17 protein-coding genes and 1 tRNA gene are annotated in these 23,938 nt (G+C 57.9%); 8 read left to right on the forward strand and 10 right to left on the reverse strand.

Annotated elements, in window-relative coordinates; all coding sequences use genetic code 11:
* The first annotated feature begins 32 nt into the window (after positions 1–32).
* Positions 33–8,822, forward strand: a complete 8,790-nt coding sequence (locus tag HW090_RS10775; protein WP_179113531.1) for a filamentous hemagglutinin N-terminal domain-containing protein — start codon at positions 33–35, stop codon at positions 8,820–8,822.
* Positions 8,823–9,368: 546 nt separating this feature from the next.
* On the opposite strand, the gene HW090_RS10780 is transcribed toward HW090_RS10775, so the two are convergent.
* The 4 genes from HW090_RS10780 to HW090_RS10795 form a co-directional block, all read right to left on the reverse strand.
* On the reverse strand, positions 9,369–10,223 hold the full coding sequence (locus HW090_RS10780) for a hypothetical protein (protein ID WP_179113532.1): 855 nt from the start codon (positions 10,221–10,223) through the stop codon (positions 9,369–9,371).
* A gap of 523 nt (positions 10,224–10,746) precedes the next feature.
* On the reverse strand, positions 10,747–13,785 hold the full coding sequence (locus HW090_RS10785) for an N-6 DNA methylase (protein ID WP_179113533.1): 3,039 nt from the start codon (positions 13,783–13,785) through the stop codon (positions 10,747–10,749).
* 121 nt (positions 13,786–13,906) lie between these two features.
* A complete protein-coding gene (locus HW090_RS10790) occupies positions 13,907–14,902 on the reverse strand; it encodes a restriction endonuclease (RefSeq protein WP_179114892.1) in 996 nt (331 codons plus the stop codon).
* Positions 14,903–14,929: 27 nt separating this feature from the next.
* Positions 14,930–15,190, reverse strand: a complete 261-nt coding sequence (locus HW090_RS10795) for a helix-turn-helix domain-containing protein (RefSeq protein WP_179113534.1) — start codon at positions 15,188–15,190, stop codon at positions 14,930–14,932.
* A 109-nt stretch (positions 15,191–15,299) separates the two neighbouring features.
* Here HW090_RS10795 and HW090_RS10800 point away from each other — a divergent pair, with 109 nt between their 5' ends.
* Together HW090_RS10800 and HW090_RS10805 are read left to right on the forward strand one after the other, a co-directional pair.
* Complete coding sequence (locus HW090_RS10800; protein WP_256930658.1) at positions 15,300–15,830, forward strand: hypothetical protein; 531 nt, start codon at positions 15,300–15,302, stop codon at positions 15,828–15,830.
* A gap of 36 nt (positions 15,831–15,866) precedes the next feature.
* Positions 15,867–16,175 carry a hypothetical protein gene (locus HW090_RS10805; RefSeq protein ID WP_179113535.1) on the forward strand — a complete coding sequence of 103 codons (309 nt, stop codon included), beginning with the start codon at positions 15,867–15,869 and terminating at the stop codon, positions 16,173–16,175.
* 801 nt (positions 16,176–16,976) lie between these two features.
* Here the strand turns inward: HW090_RS10805 and HW090_RS10810 are convergent.
* Genes HW090_RS10810 through HW090_RS10820 form a run of 3 tightly spaced genes read right to left on the reverse strand, consistent with a single transcriptional unit; the run spans position 16,977 to position 17,889 of the window.
* The gene (locus tag HW090_RS10810) at positions 16,977–17,258 is read right to left on the reverse strand and encodes a hypothetical protein (RefSeq protein ID WP_179113536.1); all 282 of its coding nucleotides are present in this window, start codon (positions 17,256–17,258) and stop codon (positions 16,977–16,979) included.
* Complete coding sequence (locus HW090_RS18170) at positions 17,183–17,590, reverse strand: helix-turn-helix domain-containing protein (RefSeq protein ID WP_179113537.1); 408 nt, start codon at positions 17,588–17,590, stop codon at positions 17,183–17,185. Before HW090_RS18170 ends, HW090_RS10810 begins: the two co-directional genes overlap by 76 nt.
* Complete coding sequence (locus HW090_RS10820) at positions 17,587–17,889, reverse strand: hypothetical protein (RefSeq protein WP_179113538.1); 303 nt, start codon at positions 17,887–17,889, stop codon at positions 17,587–17,589. Before HW090_RS10820 ends, HW090_RS18170 begins: the two co-directional genes overlap by 4 nt.
* 109 nt (positions 17,890–17,998) lie before the next feature.
* On the opposite strand from HW090_RS10820, the gene HW090_RS10825 reads away from it, so the two are divergent.
* Complete coding sequence (locus HW090_RS10825) at positions 17,999–18,571, forward strand: hypothetical protein (protein ID WP_179113539.1); 573 nt, start codon at positions 17,999–18,001, stop codon at positions 18,569–18,571.
* Positions 18,572–18,574: 3 nt separating this feature from the next.
* Here HW090_RS10825 and HW090_RS10830 read toward each other — a convergent pair whose 3' ends face one another.
* Both HW090_RS10830 and HW090_RS10835 read right to left on the reverse strand, forming a co-directional pair.
* Positions 18,575–19,648, reverse strand: coding sequence for a site-specific integrase (locus HW090_RS10830; protein WP_179113540.1), 1,074 nt, complete (start codon positions 19,646–19,648; stop codon positions 18,575–18,577).
* A 114-nt stretch (positions 19,649–19,762) separates the two neighbouring features.
* Positions 19,763–19,839, reverse strand: a tRNA-Arg gene (locus HW090_RS10835).
* Positions 19,840–20,033: 194 nt separating this feature from the next.
* Between HW090_RS10835 and HW090_RS10840 the strand changes: the two genes are divergently transcribed.
* The 4 genes from HW090_RS10840 (at position 20,034) to HW090_RS10855 (ending at position 23,484) form a co-directional block, all read left to right on the forward strand.
* Positions 20,034–21,221, forward strand: a complete 1,188-nt coding sequence (locus HW090_RS10840) for an HDOD domain-containing protein (RefSeq protein ID WP_179113541.1) — start codon at positions 20,034–20,036, stop codon at positions 21,219–21,221.
* 230 nt (positions 21,222–21,451) lie between these two features.
* Positions 21,452–21,688: a 50S ribosomal protein L28 gene (rpmB, locus tag HW090_RS10845; RefSeq protein WP_131182958.1), complete on the forward strand. Its 237-nt coding sequence runs from the start codon at positions 21,452–21,454 to the stop codon at positions 21,686–21,688.
* Between the two features lie 11 nt (positions 21,689–21,699).
* Positions 21,700–21,855: a 50S ribosomal protein L33 gene (gene rpmG, locus HW090_RS10850; RefSeq protein WP_014854577.1), complete on the forward strand. Its 156-nt coding sequence runs from the start codon at positions 21,700–21,702 to the stop codon at positions 21,853–21,855.
* Between the two features lie 135 nt (positions 21,856–21,990).
* Positions 21,991–23,484, forward strand: a complete 1,494-nt coding sequence (locus tag HW090_RS10855) for an aldehyde dehydrogenase (RefSeq protein WP_179113542.1) — start codon at positions 21,991–21,993, stop codon at positions 23,482–23,484.
* Here HW090_RS10855 and HW090_RS10860 read toward each other — a convergent pair.
* A complete protein-coding gene (locus tag HW090_RS10860; protein WP_179113543.1) occupies positions 23,474–23,875 on the reverse strand; it encodes a response regulator in 402 nt (133 codons plus the stop codon). The two genes, HW090_RS10855 and HW090_RS10860, sit on opposite strands and share 11 nt — an antisense overlap.
* Between the last annotated feature and the right edge of the window lie 63 nt (positions 23,876–23,938).

The following is a 23,938-nucleotide window of genomic DNA, read 5'->3' on the forward strand; positions in this document are numbered from 1 at the left end:
AAACCACACCCAATTCGCACAGGTAAGTATTCATGTCCCGCAAGAAGAAAGGTACACAGAGCTTCATCAAGGCGGTCTCGGTTTCCGTGATCGGCGCCAGCAGCTCGGTAGCATTGGCAGCCCCGACCGGCGGCACCGTCGTCAGTGGCGGCATCACCATCGGCTCGATGAACAACAACGAACTGGTGATCACCCAGGCCCTGCAGAAAGGCATCATCAACTGGACCGACTTCAGCATCGACGCCGGTGAGCTGGTGCGTTTCGCCCAGAGTGCCGGTAACGACTCGATCACCCTGAACCGGGTGCTCGGCAGCCAGGTCTCGAACATTCAGGGCGCTCTGCAGGCCAACGGCAACATCTTCCTGATCAACCCCAACGGCATCGTCTTCGGTGCCGGTTCACAGATCGACGTGGCAGGCCTGCTGGCCACTACCTTCGATGTCACCGACTCCAGTTTCCTCAGTGGCGGCCAGCTCGAGTTCAGCCAGGTTGCGGGCAAGGACCTGGCAAGCATCGCCAACCAGGGCACCATCACCAGCGGCGCTGGTGGCTTCGTCTACCTGGTCGCGCCGAAAGTCGACAACTCCGGCTTCGTGATCGCCAACGTCGGTCGCGTGACCATGGCCGCCGGTGACCGCTTCACGGTCAACCTGCAAGGCAGCAACCTGATCAACTTCAGCGTCACCGGCGATTCCCTGGCCGCGGCCACCGGCAGCGACCTGGAAGGCGTCAAGAACAGCGGTACCGTCACTGCCCAGACCGTGCTCCTGCAGGGCAATGCGGCCAGCGGCCTGATGAGCTCGGTAGTCAACAACAGCGGCATCATCGAAGCCACCGAACTGACCATCGACGCGGGCGACATCGTCCAGAATGGCACCGTCAAGGGCGTCGCCACCGCGGCAACCACCACCGCCAGCCTGACGGCCGGCAAGACCATCACCACCGGCAGCAACAGCTCGACCCGTGCTACTACCCTGAACCTGACCGTGAAGGACGAAGGCGCCTCGATCGGTTCGGAAGCGGGCGCGGTTCAGGTCGATGCCGATGTGCTCAATGCCACCTCGCAGAGCGGCAACGTGCTGGTCACCGACGTCAGCGGCGGCGTCGCGTTGGGCGAAGTCAAGGCCGGTACCCCGGCCGCGGGCGGCAGTGTGGTGATCACCGCGCAGAACGGCAGCATCACGTCCGCCGACACCAGCAAGGCCAACGTCACCGGTTACTCGGCCAAGCTGGTCGCCGACGGTGCTGTCGGTACCGACAGCACCGCGGTCAACACCCAGGTCGGCGTGCTTTCCGCCTCGACCCAGAACGGCGGTATCAACGTCGACAACGACGGTGCGCTGATCCTCGGCGACGTGATTGCTCGCGAGCAGATCACCGTTGGCGGTCAGACCACGGTCTCCGGCGCGGTGGACAGCAGCGGCTCGATCACCCTGAGCAACGGCAGCACCGGCACCCGGAACGTCAAGGTCAGTGCCAGCGAAGGCGTCATCGTCACCGGCACCGTATCGGCCACCAACAGCCTGACCGTCGCCTCCGACACCGGCAGCATCCTGGCTGCCCAGGCGGGTACCTCGCTGGTCGGTCGCACCATCAACCTGTCTGCCGGTGGCGCGGTTGGCGATGCCTCACAGGCCCTGAGCACCCAGAGCAACACCCTCAACGCCAGCGCCAGCGATGGCGGCGTGTATGTGAATGAGAGCAACGGCCTGACCGTCGGCACCATTACCGCTGCCGGTGCGAACAACGACGTGGTGCTCGGCGCGACCCAGGGCAATCTCACCGTCGGCAGCATCACCGCCGCCGGCGCAGCGGTAACCTTGACCGCCGGCAACGGCAGCATCATCTCCGCCAGCGGCTCGACCACCAACGTCACCGCCAAGGACCTGATCGCCACCGCCAAGTCCGGTATCGCCACCTCGGCGAAGAAGCTGGGCACCAGCGTCGACACCCTGACCGCCACCACCACCGCGGCCCAGGCCGGCGTCTACGCCACTAACGACAAGGCCCTGGAAGCGCTCTCGGTGACCACGCCGAACGGTGACACCAACGTCGCCTTCAGTGGCGGCGCGCTGACCTACAGCCGCAACACCAATGGCCTGGCGCTGACCCGCCTGCAGGCCATGGACGTGTCTTTCAGCAACACCGCTGCGGGCCTCAAGCTCAGCGGCATCGATGCCGGTAGCGACAAGAGCGTCTCCCTGACCGCCGCCGGTGACATTACCCAGGGTAGCGGCAGCGTGGTCGCCAAGGACCTGACCCTCGACGCCTCGGGCAGCATCGGCGCCGTCGGCACCGCGTTGCAGACCCAGGCCAGCGAGCTGACCCTGACCAGCCGCAACGGCATCGCCAACGTCGCCAACACCTCGACCGACCTGGCCCTGACCGCGAACGCCACCTCGACCAACGGTGCCGTCAGCATCAACCAGAGCGGCAACCTGGAAGTGAACTCGGTCAACGCCAAGGCCGCAGTCAACCTGACCGCCGGCGGCGCCGTGACCGCGGCTGCCAGCGCACCGGGCACGGTGATTTCCGCAGGTTCCCTGAACGTCACCGCCGCTTCGATCGGCAGCGCCACCAAGGCCCTGTCCAGCAAGGTCGCGGGCGCGGTGAACCTGACCGCCACCAACGGCGACGTCAACTTCTCCAACATCGGCGCCATCACCCTGCTGGACGTCCTCGCCAGCAACGGCAAGATCGCCTTCCAGAACTCGGGCGACACCGTGGTCGGCCAACTGCAGGCCAGCGGCACCATCGACTTCAAGGTGTCCGGCAACGTCACCGACGGCAACGGCTCGGCGGCCAACTTCATCACCAGTGGCCTGAGCGCCGCGGTGAAGTCGTTTGGCACCAGCGGCGATGCCATCGAGATCCAGGTCGACGAGCTGGTGATCGATGCAGCCAACGGCGGCATCTACGCCCGCCAGGCCAGCGGCAACCTGATTTCCCTGAAACAGATCACCAGCGGCGGCACCGGCAGCGACATCCAGATCCAGGCTGACGGCAGCATCAAGCTGGGCAACGTCAATGCCGGTGGCAACAACGTCAAGATCGCCGCCGGTGGCAGCATCGAAGACGGCCGCACCAGCACTGCCAGCGCCAACGTTGTCGCCCGCTCGCTGGACATCAGCGCGCCGAACGGCATCGGCCAGCAGGGCGATCTCGCTCTGGACGTCAGCTTCCTCTCCGCCGCTGGCGGTACCGGTGGCGTCACTGCGACCAACGCCGGCGCCGTGGCCGTCGACGCCAGCTCGCTGACCGGCAAGGGCACCAGCGCGATCAACATCGTCGCCACTGCCATCACCATCCTCGACAACAGCGGCGGCACCATCACCATGGATGGCGGTTCGCTGGTGTTGAAGGCGACCTCGGGCAACATCGTCTTCCTCAACCAGAACGACACCATCTACTTGCCGGGTGGCGGCAGCATCACCCTGATCGCGACCTCCAAATCCAGTGTCGAAGTCCCGGGCTATGACGGCGTGATCATCGCCGGCAACCTGAAGACCGACGGCGGCAACATCACCCTGCAGGCGCAGTCGAACATCACCATCGGCATGCTCGATGCCGGCACTACCGGCAACGTCACCGTGGCCTCGGCCGGCGGCGTGATCCTCGACGGCAACGGCACCGCGCAGAACATTCGCGGCAACGTTGTCAGCCTGACCGCCAGCACGCCGAGCGAGTACACCGCCGAGCTGACCCGCGACACCGCCATCGCCGAATACTCGGCGCGCGATGCCGAGGCAGCTGCCAAGCTGCTGCAACTGAACATACTGATCCAGCAGCTCAAGGACTATGAGGCGCTGGTCACCTCCGCCACCCTGCAGAACAGCCTGGCCGAGCTGACCCAGCGCCTGGCCGAAATCGCCGCGAACAACCAGTCGAACAAAGTGGACAGCATGTCGAAGGTCGCCGACGGCCTGAACACTGCCCTCAACGCTGCCACCGTGGTGCGTAACGCTGCGGCAGTGATCGCAGGTGCGGCGCAGGCCATCCCGTTCTCCGGTGACGCCGGTGCCGATGCGGCCTTCGCCGTGGTCGACCTGGTGATGTCCGCCGCTTCCCTGGCGCTGGACAGCTACGAGCGCTACAGCCTGGCGCCGGAGCAGGACCAACTGGTCGAACTGAACAACACCCTGGACGTGGCCAACGCCGCCATCTACACCGCCGCGACCAACCTGGCCACCACCACGGCGATCCGCGACACCACCGCGACCTCCAAGGCTGCCGCCGACCTCGCTGTATTCAAGGCCAACACCGCCCGCGATGCTGCCCTGCAAGTGCGCAGGCAGGCCGTGGCTGCCTACAACCTGAACCAGCAGATCGACAGTTCCGCCGACAAGCCGCTGGGTATCACCGCCAACCGCCTGAACATCAACAATGGCGCTGCCCTCGATTCGAGCCTGTACCTGGACTCCACCGGTAATCTCGGCCTGGGTGATATCAGTGTCGCCAGCGGCGAGAAGATTGTCGCCTCGGCCACCGGCAACATCGGTGTGGTCGGTGATGTGGTCAGCGATACCTTCATCGGCCTGAACGCCGGCAACGCCATCCTGGGTCAGGGCGGCACCCTGTTCTCGCCGGACATGCTGCTGGTCGCTGGCAACGGCATCGGTGCCAACCAGGCCGTCAACACCCAGACCGACCGCCTGGCGGCCGACGCCGGCAACGGCGGCGTAGCCATTGTCAACGCCAATGGCGGCGCCCTGCTGACCATCGGCAGCCAGGGTGCTGTCAAAGGCATCACCGGCGCAGGCGATATCAGCGTGACCACCGACGGTTCGCTGCAAATCGACCAACTGGTCAAGGACAGCACCCACACCCACACCGTGAGCCTGACCAGCACCGGCGGCTCAATCATCGATGGCAACACCGTCGAGCGTAACGTGCAGGGTGGCACCCTGGTGGCGAGCGCCGCCGGCTCCATCGACCTGGACACCGAGGTGGATACCCTCGATGTCGAAGTCACCGACGCCGGTGACATCACGCTTCGCGAAGCGAATGCCGTGACTGCGCGCAACCTCCGCACCGCCAGTGGCGACATCGACCTCAATGCCGGTGGCGCGGTCGTGGTCGGCAGCCTGGACGCCGGTACGGGCCAGATCGACCTGCATGTCGCAGGCGCGGTGGAGGACGATCAGGACAACGCAACCCTGATCATCGCCGATACCCTGAACATCCAGGCGACAGGCAGCGTCGGTGCCGTTGGCAGCAACGCTACCCGCGCGCTGGACACTCAGGTCAACACCGTCAACGTCACCGCCAGCGGCGAGGTCAACCTGGCCGAAGTCGACGACCTGACCATCGGCCTGCTGGAAACCGATCACGGCAACGTGACCGTCACCACGGGCGGCGACCTGAACCTGGGTGCGCTGACCACGGGGACCGACGTAGACACCGTGACCCTGATCGCTGGCCAGGCGATCAATAGCGTGCGTGACGACGAGGCCAGCAACATCGATGCCGCCAACCTGGCCATGAGCGCCGGCAGCGGTATCGGCCAGAGAAAGGGGCTGGCTGTCCGCGTCGATCGTCTCGAAGCCAGCGGCGGTACGGGGGGTATCCTGGTCGCCGACCTCGATGGCGGCCTGACCATCGGCGGCGTGACGCCCAACCTGGGCAACCCGGCCATCCTCGGCCTGAACACCCAGGGCGGCAACATTCTCGTCGGCACCCTGGAGGGCGACCTGACCGTCGACGAGGCGGTCGACAACAGCGGCAGTGGCCAGATAATGCTGGTTGCCGTGGAGGGTGATGTCAGCATTGCCCAGGGCGCGCCTGTCACGGGTAACGGCGATATCGCTGTCATGGCGGGCGGCAACTTGCTGCAGGACGCGACGGTCCAGAGCGTCGATGGCAGCATCTTGCTCCAGGCCGCGGGCGACCTGACCCAGAATGCCCTGGTGAACACCGGTAACGGCAACATCAGCGTGATTGCTGGAGCCGATCTGCTGATGAGCGCCGATACACGCATCGACGGCACCGGCAATGTCACCTACTCGGCAGAGGGCAACGCCAGCCTGCAACAGATCACCACTGGCACCGGCAACCTGTTGCTGTCCGCCGATGGCGACCTGACCCAGAACGCCCTGCTGAACACCGGCAGTGGCAATATCACGGTCAGCTCGGGCGCCGATCTGCTGATGAACGCCGATACACGCATCGACGGCACCGGCAATGTCACCTACTCGGCAGTGGGTGACGCACGCCTGCAACAGATCACCACCGGCACCGGCAACCTGTTGCTGTCCGCCGATGGCGACCTGACCCAGAACGCCCTGCTGAACACTGGCAGTGGCAACATCACGGTCAGCTCAGGCGCAGATCTGCTGATGAACGCCGATACACGCATCGACGGCACCGGCAATGTCACCTACTCGGCAGTGGGGGACGCCAGCCTGCAACGGATCACCACCGGCACCGGCAACCTGCTGCTGTCCGCCGGCGGCGACCTGATCCAGAACGCCCTGCTGAACACCGGCAATGGCAACATCACGGTCGATGCTGGCGCTGATCTGGTCATGCTGGCGAATACACGCATCGACGGTACTGGCGATATCGCCTACAGCGCGGGCGGCGACGCCAGCCTGACGAACCTGTCCACCCAGACCGGCGACATCACGGTCGAGGCCGATGGGGATGTGCAGCAGAGCGGTACCCTGTCTGTTGCCGAGGGCGATGTGAGCGTCAGTGCCGAGGGTGACCTGAGCATGAGCGATGGCGCCTTGGTCGCTGTCGGCCAGGGCAATATCGAGTATGCGGCGGGCGGCGACCTGCTGATCGACGAGCTCTATACGATGGACGGCAATGTCGCCCTGAGCGCTCGCGACGGTCGTATCGACGTGCATGGCGATGCAGACTACAACGTCAGCGCCAAAGGGCTGGTCGCCAGCGCGGGCGAGGGCATCGGTAGCCTGACGAACGCCCTGCGCAGCGACATCGACAACCTGACGGCGAGCACGGTCAATGGCTCGATCATCGTCGATGAAGCCGACGATATCGTGTTGGATAACGTCAGTGCGACCAACGGCAGCATCCAGCTCACGGCCGGCGATATCGAGATCGACCAGCTCGAAGGCGAGCAGATCAACCTGGTGTCGAGCGGTAATGTCAGCACGCTGGCGAACGGTCTGGTCAAGGGCGGCGACCTCTATGTCAACGCCACGACGGGCGTCGACCTGCGCACGGAAGTCGACACCGCCAGCGTTTCGGTCAGTGGTGCGGGTTCGTCGTTGAAACTGGATGAGACGGACGCCATCACCCTGACCAGCCTGATCACGGATGGCGGCGACATCGAAGTGACAGCTGCTGGGCAGATCGGCGTAGGCCACGTGGATGCCGGCACGGGCGATGTGCTGCTGCAGTCGGGTGAAGACATCGTCACGCAGCGTCCAGGTTTGTTCGGTCGTCTGCTGTCTCTGTTCTCGTTACCTGTCGGCGGCATCACCGGTGATCGTATCCAGCTCGAGGCCGCCAGCGGCATCGGCAATGGTACGCAAGGGGCGCTCAGTGTCACGGGCAATACCCTCGACGCCAGCAGCGTGGCCGGCGATATCATCCTGGAGCAGTCCCAGGCTGTGACCCTGGAGCGTGTCACCACCGGCAACGGCAACGTCGATGTAACCGTTCTCGACGGTGATGCGGTCATCGGTGAGGTCAGCGGCAGTGGCTCGGTCAGCCTGACGGCGGACAACGGCCAACTGCTCGACGATGGCGACCAGAGCACCAAGGTCCGTGCCGGAGGCCTTAACCTGGCGGCCAGCACGGGTATCGGTAGCAGTGGTGCCCTGCAGACCCAGGCGACCAGCCTCGACGCGGTGGTCAGTGGAGCGGGCGATATCTTCATCCAGGAACAGGATGGTCTGGATCGCCTGGATGCCAGCACTGCCAACGGCAACGTGCAGGTCGTCAGCAACAGCGGCAACCTCGCCGTGGGGCAGATCGATGCCCAGGGCCACAGTGTGCGCCTGCAGACACTCGATGGCGCGATCCTCGATGCCAATGGCAATACCGCCAGCAACATCAATGCCCAGCGCCTCGACCTGCTCGCTGCGCGCGGTGTCGGCCAGAGCGGCAACGCCCTCGACGTGAACGTGGAAAGCCTGGCGGCCGTTGGCGGTAACGGTGGTATTCGCCTGAACAGCCTGTCGAATGGCGAGCTCAGCCTGTCCTCGCAATCAGGCACCGCGTTGACCGCCAGCCAGGGCGATATCGTCCTGACCGCCGCGGGCGACCTGGGCCTGGATGGCGACATCGAGAACACCGGTGGCGGCAATATCGTGCTGACGGCGGGCAACATCCGCCAGGACGCTGATATCGGCACCAGTGGCAGTGGTAACGTCAGCCTCGACAGCTCCGGCAGCATCATCATGGCCGCCAGCAGCGCGACCCACGCCGGCAACGGCCAGGTTAGCTACAAGGCCGCCAACACCCTGACCGTCGCCGAGGTTCAGACCTCCAGCAATCCGGGTGGTGGCAAGGTGGTGTTCGTGGCGCCGCTGATCCTCGATAACCTGCCGGGCGTGGCGAACGTACGGGCCTGGGAAGTCTCGCTTTCCTCGCAGAACGGCAACAGCGCGCTGATCAAGGAACTCATGGGCGACCTGAACGACTCCTCGCGGGTCGACCTGGGTGCCCGTGTGATTGGCGGTAGCCTGGCGGAAAGCCGCCGCTTCATGGAGGCGCTGTTGCAACCGACCCTGGTCCAGCGCACGCCGACGGAGCAGGTATTCGCTACGGGTCTGCTCAGCGATGCGCAGATCCGGCCGGTACGCGGCTTCGTCGAAGGTGAGAACGGCGTGATGGTCTACAGCAAGTAAACCGTCGCGATGTACGAAAAGGCCGCCGGGTTCGCCCTGCGGCCTTTTTATTTGCCGGGTGGAAGCCGGGATGCGGTGGCGCCAGGAACGATAAAACTGCCCGGAGAGTAATGCTGTTCACTCAAAGTAGTCCGCGCCTACTCCCCTCTCCCGTTTACGGGAGAGGGGCTGGGGGAGAGGGCCGAAACCCCAGCAAAACTATCGGCTTTCCCTCTCTCCACAGGTGCGAGGGGACTGATTGCGTTCCCCCGTTCCTTATGTGAATAGCATCCGGGCGGGCTTTATCGAGGGATAACGGAAAACACCGATCTGGCGCCCGGCTTACTCACTCCGACGCCGCCAGCACTGCCGCGATTTGCGTGCGCACATCACCGTGCAGGTCTTCGTCATAAGGTGGCGCGGCCTTCCAGTCATAGAACCACGCCGGCATCCTGCGCTTCTCGTCTGGTTCGGCGTCGTAGCGTGGGACGCTGTGACAATACTGAACGTTTTCAGTTATCGACCACCCCGTAGTGGCTGATTCGACCAGCGTTGGTCAGGTGCACGTCAATTGTTAATTGGTTTATTCCCCAGGGCAGGGTCTATTTCGCCATTACTGATCAATTGTGTTCGCCAGTAGTTCTCGATCTTCACAGGGGCCGTCGGGATCTGGCCCGTACCACGAGGAAGGGCTTTGGACTCGCGCCTGTATGAAAGGTCGGCCCCAAGATCAATGGTGTTTGTGTAGTTGTCACGATTGAAGATAAAGCCTTTATTCCACCCCTCAGCCTTTGTCAAAGCGATCTGAGCCTCGGCGACATTGATTGCTTGCTTGACTAAGGTGCTTGAACCATTAAATGCTTTATCTAGATAGTCAATTTGTTCGGTGCTCAAACTACCGGTCCTCTGGAGGACGATACGTCCTTCGGCGCTGACGCTGAAGCCAAAGGACTTGTTCTTGAGATCTGGGCGTTGTCGACCGACTTGTTCCATCAAGGTGTTATAGGTCTGCTCTAGTTTCTCTGTGGTTGTACGTAATTCAATGGTTGCTATATCTATGAGCTGAAAGCGTTCGGCTATTTCCCGATACATTTTAATAGTCGGGTCTTCATTGAGGCTATTCAGTAACGCTTCGCTTTCTTTCTCGCTAAGTGCATTGGGGTCATGGATACGAACGCCGTCAGAAATTACGGGCTTGCTACCGTTTGTATTGATCGTTTGTAGAGATTCGGCATAATCCTTGTATTTATCGAATGCCTGCTGGCTGATATGTACATGGTTGCCTGCTTCTATCTGCTCACTCGCGTCACTCTGTTTTGTTACATTATCTGGGTTGTATTCCGTAGGCTTGGTTATTCGCCACACTTCGCCTGATTTATGATCTGCGACAGTGTATGAATTGAATATTGGCATGTTATTCATGGAAAAATCTCTATTCGCGCCTCTCCCTGAGTCCTGGTGCGCTGTGTTATCAAACTGTCTGCCTGATGCAGGGCAAGAAGGCAGAATTGATGCAATTGCTACGGGGGAGAGTCATTGCACTCAACTTAGCGGCAGCCTTGAACGATCCTTTAGCCAGGTGTCTGAGCGAATGCGTGCGGTTTGGAGGCACGAATGTCGGGATGAAGGCTGCCTGTTTCGAAAATGCAGGAGCGTCGTGGGCAGAACGGCTTTCAGGGCTTGCAGATGCTTGTCTTGAGCGCTGATCCCTTGAGAACCAAGGGATAGAAGATGGCGCACTCGGCGGGATTCGAACCCACGACCCCTGCCTTCGGAGTCCTAAAAGCCGACGTTTAGAATCAATACGTTAGCGCGGATTAGCTGGAAAATCAAAGGGTTATGGTCGCCATGATTGGCGCGTTTTCGCCCCAGTTAGCGGGGCGAGTGTGGCAAATTTGTGGCAAAGAACTCCGTCTGACCCTGCGTATTTACATTATCGCGTGCATTAGCGGTGGCCAGTAGCTCGGACTAAATCTCCGATTTTCATTTGGGTTTCAAGGCTGGGCAGAAATATCATTAAATTCTCAATTTTACTCTTATTTACCTGGGCATTATTGGAATTTGATGTGCGCTCATTTTTTAGTAATCCGGAGAAATACACCAGAAGGAAATCAAGATCATAGCTATCAACTTTTTCTGGCTTTGGCTTAATAGTGCCAGATACGTCCGATATGAAAAAAGGAAGATAGTTTCCCGACTCGTCTTTTTCATTATATTTTTGGACTGTACCTGCCTTCGCGCCCTTTCGGCTCCATATTAATGACGGTCCGTTGACTTTGACTTTTCCCGATATTTTTTCGCTAACGAAATAAGCTGGTCCATCGGTAGCTGCTGTAAAAACAGCTACGTTACCTGGATTTTTATAGGCGTCGACTTTAGAGAATTGTGTGCCCTGGATGACCTCGAACTCCGTTCCGAGCCTCACTGGCATAAATGCTGAAGAGAAGTCGTGGCAAAATTCATCTATTATTCTATCAAGAGATGCGTAAGTTCTATTTAGAACTAGCTCTAAGTGGTTTTCAAAATTGTAGGACTCTTTTTTAACTCCCAGATATCTATGAGATGCAGGGTTTAGGTCTACATCTTCAATCTCTTGATTTTCGTAAAGAGTGACAGATTCAGCTTCTACATCTAATAAAGCGAGCTGCGCTGCGTGTAGCTTTTCGTGCTCTGCTGCGGATAACTCGACATCGCCGATAAGTTTATTTCTATAAAACTCATAGTCGTCACAGAAAGCTTGCTTGTCTATCCCTTGACTCTCAAGATAGCTATGAATCTTGCGATAAAGTGTTTTAGATTTAATTTCCTTCTGAATAAGCTGCTTGAATCTTTTTAGGGGGAAATAGCCCCATTTTTTGCCTGGCAGTACTCTCCATCCGCCCTTATCCCAGACTTCAGAAACCCTCTCTTGATCCCAGTTAGGGTTGTAGTTTGAAAAATCTTTCCTCCAGGCCCACTCGAGCTTTGAGAGATAAGAATATGAGCTAGGCTCAAGACTTTCAAAGAACGGGTCAAAATCGTTATGGATATAAGCCTCTACGATTCTTTTATTACCCTTGTAGTCATTTATTTCAAAATTGGCAACATGATCAGTCTTGTACCTATTTACTGAATTTGCCTTTCCGTCACAAATCGAGTCGTACATAAAACATTCGCCGAGCTCTCGGTAATAACCAAAATCTTCAGGGGCCAGTTTTTGAAAGATGAGGACGTAGGTCTTTTCCATAGCGTATGGAGCAAAAGTAAAAGGCGGCAGGCTTACTATAGAAAGAATTTCACATCTAGAAATTAAATAATCGCGTATGGGTTTGTCAGTTGGGTTTTCTAAAACCGAGTCAGGGACAATGGCGATACACACACCGCCGGCATGCTGGATATACTTCCCTTTTTTTACGGCTGGCTTCAGATAATCTATGCATTCCCTGAGGGCATTGGATTCTAACGAAGCGCCATACGCAGGCTGCCCTGACTCAATGAATTGCTCACGTTTTTCAGTGACACTCCCATAGGGGACGTTTGTGATGAGAAGATCTACATTTCCGAGATAGCGCTCATCTTTGTTGCAGGATGTTAAACCTGCTTTCTTCATTGCGAAAGCATCTACTGGACTATCGTGCTCAATAAATTCGTCAATGTCATGCTCGGAAATCTGGACATCAACTCCAGCAAGCATTTTGAGATGGCGATTAATGTCGGCCAGATTTTGCTTTAGATGAAATTTTATTGCTTTTGTATCATTCAACCGGCTGAGTTTGTTTTTCTCGTCCTTGTAGACAAAATATTTTCTCCAATTTATTGATGTTCTTACTCTGTAAACATTTGCTGAGCCATCCCCGGCGAGAAAAAGATTAAGATAGGCTCCGAGTACATTACTTTTATCGAATCCCCAAAGGCTTTTTCCTGCGATCTCATCTATTAATGAGTCGCTTAAATTGAATTTTTTCCTAATTATTTCTATATATTCATAGAGAAAGCCGCCAGACCCGCAAAATGGGTCAAGAACAATTTTTTTATTTAGCTCGCTTGCATCCCAGGCCAAGTAGTTTTCGAAAACAGATTTTAGCACGGGCCTGATAGTGTGCCTTGGAGTGTAATATTCGCCTTGCTCTTTTTTACTTTCCTTGCTGGCAAGTTCTTCATATATGAACCCATACAAGTCCATCCCTTGGTCTTTGGATAGGTCATATAGATATATCGCTACTTTTTCGTATAGTTGTTTAATTTTTTCCTTGTCATTATCTTCTGTTATTTCAATTAGGAAGTCTTTGTAAGTCTGATAAAGCTTTACATCGTAGTCGAACTGCGAGGATTTTATGGCTTCCAGTGCGTGATGATAAGTGCTCTCATTTGTAGCCCCATAGATCGAAGCCAATAACGTCATTAGTAGTGCTTTGTTTCGTTGCAGCTTCTCATGGCCTCTAATAATCTTTGCCGTTAGCTTTATTAGCTCGTCTTCGTTTATCTTCGCTTTCCGCGAAGCACGAGGGAATAAGGAAATCAACTGATTATTTAAAGAGATTTCATTGCTACTATCTATGCTTTGGCCATTTATAAGAATGGTCTCTTTCCCGGAATCTAAGCTAAAGGTAGACAGATAGATAGATCTCCCGTCAAAGACAAATAGCTTTAGATTGCGCTCAGTGATCGAGTTAACAGTTTGTTTCTGTGCGGCACTTAGTGATTTTTCGAAAAATCCGGCTGCATATTTTCTTATTTGCGCTATTCCAGCCTGTAATTTTCCTGTTGACTCTAGTTCGATGAGTCCACAAAGTCCGCTAGGGCTTGCCTCTCTGAATATATAAGCATCGCTAGCGCCCTTACCTAATTTCCCAGATGCTGCGGAGGGAACTATTGTATCAATTTCTGGATATCCTGATCTTTTTACTCTAATGGTATGATTTTTATCCTCTAGAGCTCTTCTTAGAAACTGATATACAATGTCTTCGTAAGAGCTTTCAAGCCCTTCATACAGTGGAATTCGCAAAATTTAATCTCGTACAATAAGTTTTATTGGTGCGATTTAGGAAGCAGTTAAATAAGCAGGTGTATTTTCCAGTAAAACCATATGTGAATTGAAAGTATGCCGCAGCACGGGTGTGTCTTATTTATATTGGAAAATAAGTATGCTTCAAGGGAACTAGTCTTTTAGTTGCAGAGTCAGCAAGTTCGTAATTATCTATTAGCGCTCGGGCTACGTTATCTAGAGTCCATAGAGTCAGAGGTATACTTGCTCGATCAGCCTCGTAATAAGCGTCCTTGGTGAACCCCCCGGTGCTTACATAGAGGCCACGATCATCCTTGTGTCGGCCGCCAAGAAAGCTACGGATTTGCTGACTACCCATCTGTTCCTTTCGGTGCTTGACCTCAACAATGATGCGCGGGTTCTCGAAACCAAAACCATCTGGCGAAGCAATAATGTCTTTGCCACGGTCTGGTCCAGCAGGGGAAACCAGAGTTTTATAACCCATCGCGCGCAACAGACCTGCCACTAGATCCTGCATCTCCTCCCAGGTGAGTGAGTTGATTAGATCTTTGATGCGCTCAAAAGCTAGGACTGCCATTCCTGCTAGAGGGTCGCCGTCGGCATCCTCTACATCAACTGTTGGTTTCAGGAGAGTGCTAGCTCCATTTGCTATGGCTGATAACTCCTGCAGGGCAAAATCAGGCACTACGAACACGGTGAGAGTAGAGCCTAGGCTGTTCTTGCTTGCGGTGCTCAGGCTGTCACGGTCGACTTCCTGATTTTGCCACTGAACCGGGCGGATCAGCGACATACCGATGTCAGCCAGCTCTGGGTGATGTTCATAGCCGCCTGTAACCTTACCGACCAGGTAAGTGCGGTTGGCAGGTGAATAAGTCACCACCCAATCACCTGATTGAATTTCATTTATGAAACGCCAGACCTGAGAGGCACCGGAAATGGCGGTTCCGAGCTTGATGTTCGGCTCTATCTGCTGATACAGCTGGGTAATTTCCTTGCGCGACATATTTGGCTTGGCTACGGCCGCCAGTTGTGACCAGCCAATAGCTGCAACACCTCGCTCCCGAAAGTCGTCATACAGCCGACCGGATTCGCCACGAATCATCCACATTTTGGCCATCATGTTCCCTCTGTCATTTAGGTGGCGTTAGGTGCCCAAGCTATCGGATGTGAGTGCCAGTTCGTATGCCTTGGAAAAGCTAGCTAGGTCGGTTCCTAACACTAGGCATAGATCGCGCAGTTGCACGATATCCAACCTTCTCACTCCCCGCTCGACGTCACTCATGAAGGATTGTGGTCGCCCAAGGGCCTCAGAGCACTGGGCTTGCGTCAATCCGGACTCAATGCGCAGCCGCTTAAGATGTTGAAGAAAAACCTCGTATTCGGGTCTGTAGATAGCCTTGGTCATTGCCGCGTGTCTGTAGGGGGCGGCTTGCCAAGCTATATCTGCTTTTAAGATATCTGATTTTCAGATAATTTCGCTTCATCCATTGATGCTGGAGCGAATGATGAGATCGATGTGGGAGCTGTTGCGAACGCTGTGGGCTATCGGGTGCATACCGATCGGGGCGCTCTTGCTGATTGTCCTGGTGCTGTGTGGGTTCAACCTAGCGTTCTTCCTGGGAATCAGCAGCGGCGCTGACCCGGCTGTGCGCTGGTTATTCTGGGCTTTGGTCTTGTATTTCGTCGGCGGTGTTTGGCTGTTCTGGTGGGGCGATCAACGCTATGCCAGCAAGCTCAAACGGCTGGCCGCAGGGTTCCAGGCTCAAGGCTTCAGACCACAGGTCGAGGTATTCGCGAAAATGAGCGATGCCTACCTCGGCATTGATGGAGCAGCACGCAGGCTGCTGGCCTACCCCATCGATGGCAAAGGGCATTTCTTCCAACTGGATGAGATCAGCTCTTGGCGCATTGTGCCGGCCGGGAAGCGTAACCACCGACTTGAGGTGCTGACCCGCAACCCTCGGCTCCCGGTATTCAGCCTTGTACTGAAACCAACCGAGGTGCTTGCCACCGAAGCCAGGTTGGCCGCTTTGCTCGGCGCATAAGCCGACAGTCAACAATCCTTCAAGAAGGAGATCCACATGCTGAGCAACAACCCCCCACTCTCTCTCGCCACCACCGTGCTGACGGGCGACACGATAGAGGCTGTCCGGCATTCTCCGTCCTTCCATGCGCGAGCTTGGCAGATTCTTGATCGCTGGGCGCTCAACAGTCCGGCGGAGCTTTGCCGGATGGAGCTGACGGGCGAGATTATCCTGTTGGAAAGGTTGCTTATTCAGCAGGACTTGGAGCATCAGACTCTGTGTTCAGAGGAAGGGTTAAACCACCAGCGGCATGGCCTTACAGAGCACGAAATTTTGGCCCTGCATGGGATCTCAGGCAGGCTCTAAATTGGCTGCGCTTTTGGGGTCTCGGGGCTTGCCCTGAGCAGGGTGGTAGGTCGGGAAGGGAGTGCAACGACTGCAGCCGACCGATTGCTATTTCGCCGTTTACGGCGGTATAGCAACCCCTACCTTGTCCAGCGTATATCCCCCGCTTGCGTGGATAATCCGGTGAACAGTTTGAGAAAAAAGCGAATCAAGATTGCAGATATATTCCACACAGAAAATTAAACAGATTGGTGTAGGCGCGAACGAGCCCTCAGACATATCAACGGGAACGATTTGCGGAACGTTTCTGGGAATGAATCGAGGAACGATTTTGGGCCTTTGCGCTGCACAGTTTTGGGAGGGATGTTAGTGTTCAAGCAAGCTACTCCTGAGGAATGCTTCGATGCGCCAGCCCCGTGAAGCTGACAGCAGCTTCGAAGAGATCTTGGAAACCAAGCGGCTGAATCGTGAACGTCTGCTCCAAATTCTCAGGGAGGCCCCGCCCGAGGTTATCGAAGCTGATGCTGAGAGACTCCGCGAGGCGATGCGGAAACGAGAGGGCACGCCTAAGCGGCGCCGATATGATCCACCCGTACTCTACAAACCCAGCAAGTAGATCTGCCTGCTGACGGCAAGGCTCTGCATTGGCGGCAGAAGGCAGACATACATCTCCGACCGGGCCGGTGGGCTCGTACGCATCTTTAAATTTCTCTTCTTGTTTGGGTGACTCTCCGGCACCTGTACAGATGTTTCCCCTGCCAGGTAGTCACCTGAACTACCCTCTGACCTGACTCACAGACAGGTGACAGGCAGTCACATGAGTTAGTCGCATTCGGGCCTATTCATTGCCTTCCCGATCGACAGGAGTATGCGGTGCAAACTCGGGCTGCTCTGGGACAACTGCTGTAGTGCTTCCCGTCCGCCAACCTGGATGTCGATGTTGTTCTCACACTGAATGACTTGCAGCTTCTCGATGTGAATGCTGGTTCCCGCGAACTGCTGGGTGCGCAGCATCTCTTTGAGCTCCCTCACCAGCTCTTGAATCTTGGCCGGCTGATACTCCAGCTTGACCACTGCTTTTTTCTCGCCCAGTGGGTCGAACACGGAAAGGCGCTCTTGCAGGCGATAGCCGTTGTGCTTACCCGGATCTTTTTAACGTAGCCATGCTCCTGAAGCGTTTTCAGCTCGCGCATCACCTGCCTGGCGCTAATTCCCGCTTTCTTAGCAATTGTCTCGATACCTGGCTCAGCCAAGCCACTTTCGAGCCTGCAATGCGACTTGATCACGCAATACACGGCAAAAGCGTATGGGCCGAGGGTTCTGAGATCGTTGTCCACCATGGACTTGAAGACATGGAACCAATGGGGATCAAACTTCATATCCCCGTTTGGGGGCCCTACTCCGGACGGTTCCGGGGCCTGAATATCCTGAGTCATTTCCGCCCCTCCACCTGCGACTTCTTGGTAGGTCGCCCGACCGGCCGAGATGGATCGTTCACAGTGGCGGCAGTATCTATGGCTGTCTTGCTCTTAGGGCCACCGCGCATCCACTGCCTCAAATCACCCAGCCGCCAGCGGAGACGAGACAAGCCCGGTACAGGGTCAAGGCCCGGCAACTTTCGTTGCCGAACAGTGAGGATGCTGAAGCCGGTCAACGCCGCCACCTCAACAACTCCGATCAGCACATCGTCGCCAAGTTTTTGGATTTTCTGGATGGTTTCGTAATCGACGCTCATGATTTCTTTCGCCTGGCTGCATTTCGATGTATTCAGTTTTCGCCAGAGGAAGCCGAGCTACCTAGGACAGCTTTTTGACATGAGCGGGAGTTAGCTAAAGAATCGATACATGCACACCGATTCCGAACTCACCGATGACGAAGCAACCGATCTCGTGATTCGAGAGATACGCATGCATCTCGAAGAGGGGCGGAAAAATTTTGCCTTACGTGCTCCGCAACGATTAGCGGTCTATTTACTCAGCGGATTGTTGCAGTCCTCAGGGCTGTCGATGGTGGCTCTGGAGCGTTTGATGTCCGAGCAGGAAATTTCTGGAATCCGTAGCTCGCATGACGGCAGGGTCTTACGGCGCTACATGAGTGGCGAAACTCGCATGACCTGGCCGACTTATCGGCGCATGATTTTTTTGGCGATCGCAAACAACTGGTTTCGTATGTGGGTTGCGCGCGACCTGTTCTTTCGCACTCTCCAATTGGAGGCGGCTCAAATAACGGCACGTCAGCTGATACGTAGGCTGAAAAAGGGGCAGCCGCCCGAATCGCTACCCCGAGAGTTGATTGCCGCGAGCTTTTTCCAAACCTTCGAGCAGCAACGCCATGAAGACTTGCTGGTTGCAAAGAGGGCTGTGGAGCGGAGCAGTGAGTCCAGGGAGCTTGCGCACTCCCTGGGGCTCGAGATCTAACGGTCAGGCTAGTTTGGCGGCCAGCTCTTCCGCTGTGATGTTGTAGTAACGCTTGAGCATGTTGACCTCACGATGCCCGGTCACGCTGGCAAGCTCGATTAGGTTCGGCAGCTTGGTCGCCAAACGACAGGTGGCTTCGTGGCGAAGGTCATGGAAACGCAGATCAAGCAGGAAGTCTTCCTGAGGCGTTGCAGCCTCCTTCTCGCAATCATCCAGATAACGTGCCCGCGCCCGTACTAACCCACGCACGAAAGCCTTCTTGAGGGCATCTGGGGTGGTTGGAAATACCCGACCGCAGAGCGACCTTGGGAGGCTGCGAAGGAGCTCGACTGCCTTCGGCGTAAGCGGCAGCGATCGAGGAAAGCCATTCTTCGTTGCGGGAAGATGAGCCGTTCGCCGCTCCAGGCTGACATGCTTCCAGCGCAGTTCGAATAGCTCGCCTCGGCGCATGGCTGTCTCTAATGCGAGCTGGACGATCGGGCGAATCCAGGGATTGTGCGAACCATCCGCAAAGGTGCCGTCTTCACGCCGTTCGTAGTATTCGAAAGCGCCCAGCAGATACGTCTCTTCATCCGGTGCCAGACGGCGGGAACGCTCGTCGTTGTAGCTGGGCCGGCTGACCATCCGGACAGGGTTGTCGGCCAGGTGAATGCCCCACTCGCGCCGAGCAACTTCAAGCACGCATTGAAACAGCGCGAGCTCGCGCTTGACCGTGTTGCCCTTACGGATCTTCAGACGTTCATCCCGGTAGCGCGCGAAATCAGAAGATGTGAGGGTGGCGACAATGCGACTGGCCAACGGGTGCCGCTTGAGGGCTTCGAGGCGTTTGATTTCCGAATAGGCGCCCTTGTGCTTGGGAGCAACCTCGCCGATGTAGCGATCGATGAGCTCGCTGAACAGCGTGCGCTCCGCTTCGGCTCGGGAGACGAAGACGCCACGGTCCATTTCACTTTCGATCATGCGTGCCCAGGCTTGGGCGTCGGCTTTGGTTTCGAAGGTCTTGCGCTGGGCTGGATAGCCCTTACGGCGGATCTGCACTTCCCACTGATACTCGCCGCGATTCCTGATTGTTGCCATTCCTACCATTCCCGCCACATTCAAGTGTGGCAAATTTGTGGCAAAAACGACTTTCAGGACTAGGACAGGTTTCTGTCTGAAGCGCTAACCCCTTGAGAAACAAGGGAAAGGAGATGGCGCACTCGGCGGGATTCGAACCCACGACCCCTGCCTTCGGAGGGCAGTACTCTATCCAGCTGAGCTACGAGTGCGTTGCGGGGCGCAATCATACGCATGTCGTTCGTGGGCGTCCATTGGCGTTGCAGCACTGGATGGCTCGTTTCGGGCCTGGAATCGGTTGGCTGCGTCCGGTGCTTTGCCGTCCCTTGCCATTAAAGCTGCACGCTGGCGGCAGACTTGGTCGATAATGCCCGAGTGCGACGATCAACAACGCTGTGAGTGTGCCTTGCCGATTTCATCTTATGTCCTGATTGCGTTCAGCGAGCCCTGGAGGGCCGACAGGTTGTGCCAACTGGTGCAGGCGCTGCGGCCGGGCATGAAAGTCGTGCAGGTCAACGATGGTTTGCGAGCCCTCAAGGCCTGCCAGCGGCAGGCTCCGCTCCTGCTGGTTGCCGACGGGGAGTTGAATGGCCTCGATGGACCAGGGCTGTTGCGGCAGTTGCGCCGTCATGGGCCGACACAGCGGCTGGCATGCATCCTGATCAGTGATCGCACTTCCGCCGAGCATATTCGTACGGTCCTGCCGCTGGCGCCCACGGCCTACCTGGCCAAGCCGGTCGACCTGGATAACCTGCGCCAGCGTCTGGATAGCCTGCTGCCGCGCGCTGGCACACCGCAGGCAACTTCGGCGATACCGGCTGGGGGCTTGTCCGAGTTCCTCGAGCGCATGCGCAAGAGCGCCCGTGGCGCGCCGATGATGCAGGCGGTTCACGAGGTGCTGGAGCGCTGCCTGAAGGCCACCGAGCAGAACCTGACTGACCTTGAGGCAGTGTTCCGGCGCGATCCGCAGATCACGGCGCGGCTGATCAGCCAGTCCAACAGCGCCGCCCAGCACCAGGGCGCGCCTTGCCAGACGCTGTCCCAGGCCCTGGCGCGGCTCGGCGTCAAGCGTTCGCTCAACCTGGCGCTGGAAACGGCCGTGCAGCGCAATGCGCGTTTGCAGGACGAGCGCCTGGCGGCCTTGGCCCTGGGGTTCTGTGAGCAGGCGCAGCACACCGCCGACCTGGCGTACTGGCTGGCACGCCAGATGAAGCTGGATGCGGAGCTGTGCTACACCGCCGGGCTGTTGCAGAACATTGGCGAACTGGCCTTGTTGCGCAGCCTGCAGGATTGGCTGGACAGTGGGCAGGCGCTCGCCGAGGAGGAACTGCAGCAGGCCTTGCGCGAGCGGGCGGCGGGCTTCGGTTCGGCGTTGCGGGCGCAGTGGCGGTTGCCCCTGGGGTTGCGGCAGGTGATTGCCGCCTATTACTCCCTGGGCGGCGGTGTGTTTTCCCGGGAGGCGCTGGTGCTCAACCTGACGCGATTGTTGCTGGAATTGCCGGCCACCGAGTCAGCGATGTCCCTGGAAAGCGAGCGTGTGGTGCGTCTGTTGCGCGTCGATGCGTCGGTCCTGCAGCGGGTGCCCCGAGGCTGAGTGATTCCGCGGGCTCGCGTAGCAGAGAATGGTGCGAAGAACTTGAATTTGTTCTTGTTGGAGGGTGGGGTTTCTGGTATAAAACGCCGCTCTGTTCTGGGGGCCCGGTTTTCCCGCTTGTCGCATCGTCGGTAAGACCCCCACGAAACACGGTGGAAAACACCAATCTTTACGAGAATTCAAGCGGCCAACCCATGCCGGGTTGTGCATGTGGTTTAGAGGGCTGAGGCATGTCGAGAGTCTGTCAAGTTACCGGTAAGGGTCCGGTAACCGGGAACAACATTTCCCACGCAAACAACAAAACCCGTCGTCGTTTCCTGCCGAACCTGCAGCATCACCGCTTCTGGGTCGAGTCCGAGAACCGCTTCGTCCGTCTGCGCCTGAGCGCCAAGGGCATGCGCGTCATCGACAAGCGTGGTATCGACGCCGTTCTGGCTGAAATCCGCGCTCGCGGCGAGAAGGTTTAAGGAGATTTATCATGCGTGATCTGATCCGTTTGGTGTCCAGCGCCGGTACCGGCCACTTCTACACCACCGACAAGAACAAGCGTACTACGCCCGACAAGATCGAAATCAAGAAGTACGATCCCGTCGTGCGCAAGCATGTGATCTACAAGGAAGCGAAAATCAAGTAATTGATTTTCGGCCCTTGATGGAAAAACCCGCCCACCGTGGCGGGTTTTTTCGTTCATGGCACAAGGATTGGAAAGGCGAGGCCCCTGGTTTAGTGTTACCGGCAAAGCCCTGTTCACTGAGCGAGAGGATATGCCATGACCGATCTGACCCTGTCCGACTGGCAGCAACGTGCCCGAGCGCTGGATATCGAAGGGCGCGCCTTCATCCAGGGCGATTATGTCGACGCTTTGACGAATGAGCGCTTCGACTGCATCAGTCCCATCGACGGTCGTGTACTGGCGCAGGTTGCCAGTTGCGATACGCAGGATGCCGAGTGTGCCGTGGCCAGTGCCCGCGCCGCGTTCGCAGCGGGAAGCTGGTCGCGGCTGGCGCCTGCCCGGCGCAAGGCGGTGATGATTCGCTTCGCCGATCTGCTGGAGGCGCACCGCGAGGAGCTGGCGCTGCTGGAAACCCTGGACATGGGCAAGCCGATCCGCGATGCCCTGGCGGTGGATATTCCCGGTGCGGCGCGCGCCTTGCGCTGGAGCGGCGAGGCGATCGACAAGGTTTACGATGAGGTGGCGCCGACGCCCCATGACCAACTGGGTCTGGTGACCCGCGAACCGGTGGGCGTGGTGGCGGCCATCGTGCCGTGGAATTTTCCGTTGATGATGGCCTGCTGGAAGCTCGGTCCGGCGCTGGCGACCGGCAATTCGGTAATCCTCAAGCCCTCCGAGAAGTCGCCCCTGACGGCCATCCGCATCGCACGCCTGGCCATCGAGGCCGGCATTCCGGCTGGCGTACTCAATGTGCTGCCGGGCTATGGGCACACCGTGGGCAAGGCGTTGGCGCTGCACATGGACGTCGACACCCTGGTCTTCACCGGCTCCACCCGGGTGGCCAAGCAATTGATGGTCTATGCCGGCGAGTCGAACATGAAGCGGGTCTGGCTGGAGGCGGGAGGAAAGAGCCCGAACATCGTCTTCGCCGATGCGCCTGATCTGCAACAGGCCGCCGAGGCTGCCGCCAGCGCGATTGCTTTCAACCAGGGCGAGGTCTGTACTGCCGGTTCGCGTTTGTTGGTGGAGAGCTCCATCCGCGAGCGATTCCTGCCGCTGCTGGTGGATGCCCTCAAGGGCTGGAAGCCTGGTAATCCGCTGGACCCGGCGACCAACGTCGGCGCCCTGGTGGATACCCAGCAGTTGAATACGGTGCTGTCCTATATCGAGGCTGGTCACGCTGACGGTGCCAGCCTGTTGCTAGGCGGCAGGCGTACGCTGGAGGACACCGGCGGGCTGTACGTGGAGCCGACCATTTTCAGCGGGGTGAGCAATGCGATGAAGATCGCCCGCGAGGAAATCTTCGGGCCCGTACTGTCGGTGATCAGTTTCGATACGCCGGAGCAGGCTGTCGAGATCGCCAACGACACGCTCTATGGCCTGGCAGCCGCAGTGTGGACGGCCGACCTGTCCAAGGCCTTGCTGACGGCTAAAGCGTTGCGGGCGGGCAGTGTCTGGGTCAATCAGTACGATGGTGGTGACATGACCGCGCCGTTCGGCGGCTTCAAGCAGTCCGGCAATGGCCGCGACAAGTCCCTGCATGCCTTCGACAAGTACACCGAACTGAAGGCGACCTGGATCAAGCTGTAGGCTGTGGCGACTGCCCGCGTTCCCAGGCGCTCTGGAGGCGGGCGGGCAACTGCATGGGGTCGAAGGGTTTGACGATGACATCGCAGGCGCCCAGGCCGAGCAGGTGTTCGATCTCGTCGTTCTGGGCCTTGGCGGTCATGAAGGCGATGGGCGTTTCTTGCAGGCCCACATGCTCGTGCAGCAGCGCCAGGGTTTCCGGACCACCCATCGCGGGCATCATCACGTCGAGCAGGATGAGGTCGGGGGCGAATTCGGTGACGCGGTCCAGAGCCTCCGGGCCGGTCGAGCAGGTCAGTACCTCGTAGCCACCCACCACTTCCAGGGCAACCCTGACCACGGCCTGGATGGACGGGTCGTCCTCGATATGCAGGATCTTGTGCAATCGCTTCATGGCGAGTCCTTCGCTGCGTTGCATGCGCCCGGAGCACCCGGCGGGCATTCGAGCAGGCGGAGT

It is taken from the genome of Pseudomonas sp. ABC1 (assembly GCF_013395055.1).
In the GTDB taxonomy this organism is placed as follows: Bacteria; Pseudomonadota; Gammaproteobacteria; order Pseudomonadales; family Pseudomonadaceae; genus Stutzerimonas.

Coding starts and splice junctions, on each gene's coding strand:
- HW090_RS10775 (WP_179113531.1), top strand. CDS start 33: ATGTCCCGCAAGAAGAAAGGTACACAGAGCTTCATCAAGGCGGTCTCG.
- rpmG (WP_014854577.1), top strand. CDS start 21,700: ATGCGTGATCTGATCCGTTTGGTGTCCAGCGCCGGTACCGGCCACTTC.
- HW090_RS10800 (WP_256930658.1), top strand. CDS start 15,300: ATGTGGGAGCTGTTGCGAACGCTGTGGGCTATCGGGTGCATACCGATC.
- HW090_RS10790 (WP_179114892.1), bottom strand. CDS start 14,902: ATGGCCAAAATGTGGATGATTCGTGGCGAATCCGGTCGGCTGTATGAC.
- HW090_RS18170 (WP_179113537.1), bottom strand. CDS start 17,590: ATGACTCAGGATATTCAGGCCCCGGAACCGTCCGGAGTAGGGCCCCCA.
- HW090_RS10805 (WP_179113535.1), top strand. CDS start 15,867: ATGCTGAGCAACAACCCCCCACTCTCTCTCGCCACCACCGTGCTGACG.
- HW090_RS10820 (WP_179113538.1), bottom strand. CDS start 17,889: ATGAGCGTCGATTACGAAACCATCCAGAAAATCCAAAAACTTGGCGAC.
- rpmB (WP_131182958.1), top strand. CDS start 21,452: ATGTCGAGAGTCTGTCAAGTTACCGGTAAGGGTCCGGTAACCGGGAAC.
- HW090_RS10825 (WP_179113539.1), top strand. CDS start 17,999: ATGCACACCGATTCCGAACTCACCGATGACGAAGCAACCGATCTCGTG.
- HW090_RS10855 (WP_179113542.1), top strand. CDS start 21,991: ATGACCGATCTGACCCTGTCCGACTGGCAGCAACGTGCCCGAGCGCTG.
- HW090_RS10860 (WP_179113543.1), bottom strand. CDS start 23,875: ATGAAGCGATTGCACAAGATCCTGCATATCGAGGACGACCCGTCCATC.
- HW090_RS10795 (WP_179113534.1), bottom strand. CDS start 15,190: ATGACCAAGGCTATCTACAGACCCGAATACGAGGTTTTTCTTCAACAT.
- HW090_RS10830 (WP_179113540.1), bottom strand. CDS start 19,648: ATGGCAACAATCAGGAATCGCGGCGAGTATCAGTGGGAAGTGCAGATC.
- HW090_RS10780 (WP_179113532.1), bottom strand. CDS start 10,223: ATGAATAACATGCCAATATTCAATTCATACACTGTCGCAGATCATAAA.